Source organism: Virgibacillus sp. CM-4, assembly GCF_000445495.1.
Taxonomy (GTDB): Bacteria; Bacillota; Bacilli; order Bacillales; family Amphibacillaceae; genus Virgibacillus; species Virgibacillus salexigens.
Genome location: NZ_AUQA01000019.1, coordinates 1 through 1683 on the forward strand (window position 1 = coordinate 1; position 1683 = coordinate 1683).

The following is a 1683-nucleotide window of genomic DNA, read 5'->3' on the forward strand; positions in this document are numbered from 1 at the left end:
GGAACTGTCATAAATCTCAGAAATTTGAACATCCATGGTGGACAAACTCCTTTGCATTCCTTGTGTGTCAAGGATTCATTCCACATCGATGCAAAAAAATCCTCCCGATTTTCGTCGGAAGGGTGCGAAATGTGAGTAACATAATAAAAAAATGGCGTATTATTAATTTTCTACAAACATTTATTCATTTTTAATCCTGATACCTCTATGTTTCTAGATATTCGCCACGAAATGGACTTGACAATCAGATTTTTTTGAATTGTGGTACAAAAACGTAATTTCCTATATGGTAAACGTGATCTAAACATTAACCAGGGAGGAATTTTTATTTGCGATCCCAGTTTATCAAATATTTTGGTTCATCACCAAAAGATGTACTTGATTTTTACGTTAAAATGTGATAGAGGTCTCTAGACGGACACGCAAAGTAAAACGCTGGATATTTCGATACCCATATCCTCGCCTTTTGATCAATTTTATTTTGTTGTTGATTCCTTCCATTGGACCATTTGAGTAAGAAAAAACGATGCAAGAAAGCACTGCGTCTCTTCGGGTGATGAGTGCCTTGGCAATACTGCGTACGGCGGCACAGTCGCTAAAAAGGTACCGGTCAAACCATTGGGTCAAACGAGTTTCGGCTTGCTTTCTTGTTTGGCTTTTGGATACGTAACGGAAATGTTGAAGTGCTTGATAGACATCACGTAAATAAGCACTTTCTTGGCACCATTGTCGAACTTCCTGTCTCTCTTCTTCTGTTAATTTTTCTGGACGTTGGCTTAACAATCGGCACACGCGGCGAACGCTTCCATGTTTGGTTCCGCCTTTGGCAAGGTATTTGCGACAACGTTCCAGTGCATCGGTGAATAACTGAATCACATGGAAGTGGTCAAGAACATGGATGGCTTTTGGACATACCTTTTCAATGGCTTTTCTCATGGCAGGAGCCAAGTCGCTGACAACATACTTCACTTTGGAGGCGACGGGTTGAAGCGCCTCCACAATGGCTTCTTCATTTTTTCCAGAAGCAATGGAAAGGACATTCCGAGTCTGTGTGTCCATCACCGCTACTCCGTAATCATGTCCCTTTCGGAAAGCGAATTCATCCACACATACTACTGTAGGATTCGATGTTGGTAAAAGAGCCGGGGCATATTGATAAAACCAGCGTTCTACTGTCGTATAGGCGAGTTGTAACAAGCGAGCGACTTCTTGAATCGTTTTTCCGATGCATAACTGGGCGACCCAATGTTGAAACGATTCCGTCGCGATACTGTGAGACGGAAGTCCCGGATAAGAAACGGTGAACGTCAGAAAACAGGCTTGGCAACGCCGTCTTTCTATGGGAAGTTCAATCCAAAATAAACCGACCGTATTTGTATAGCCATGAATCCATTGTTTTCGTTTCGATGATATTTTGGTTGTCCGTCCGAAGCAAGTCGGGCAGATCGGACAATGAGGAGGGAGGGAAAGTTCAAAAATCCATCGTTCTCCCTCTTTTCGTTCTCCATGAATAAGAAAGCCTGGTAAAGTGATCAAATCTTTGATAAACTGAGATTGCATGCGAAATTTCCTCCATGGTTGATGGTTTGGTCACCTTTACCATACAGGAAATTTCGCATTTTTTGTACCCTTGATCAGAAAACAACCTGATTGTCAAGTACATTTTGTGGTGAAGAGCCTTAT

General features: G+C 41.9%; 1 protein-coding gene. It reads right to left on the bottom strand.

The window, feature by feature from the left end:
- Nucleotides 1–390 precede the first annotated feature (390 nt).
- A complete protein-coding gene (locus M948_RS42445) occupies nt 391–1560 on the bottom strand; it encodes an ISL3 family transposase (protein ID WP_021292746.1) in 1170 nt (389 codons plus the stop codon).
- Nucleotides 1561–1683: the final 123 nt, after the last annotated feature.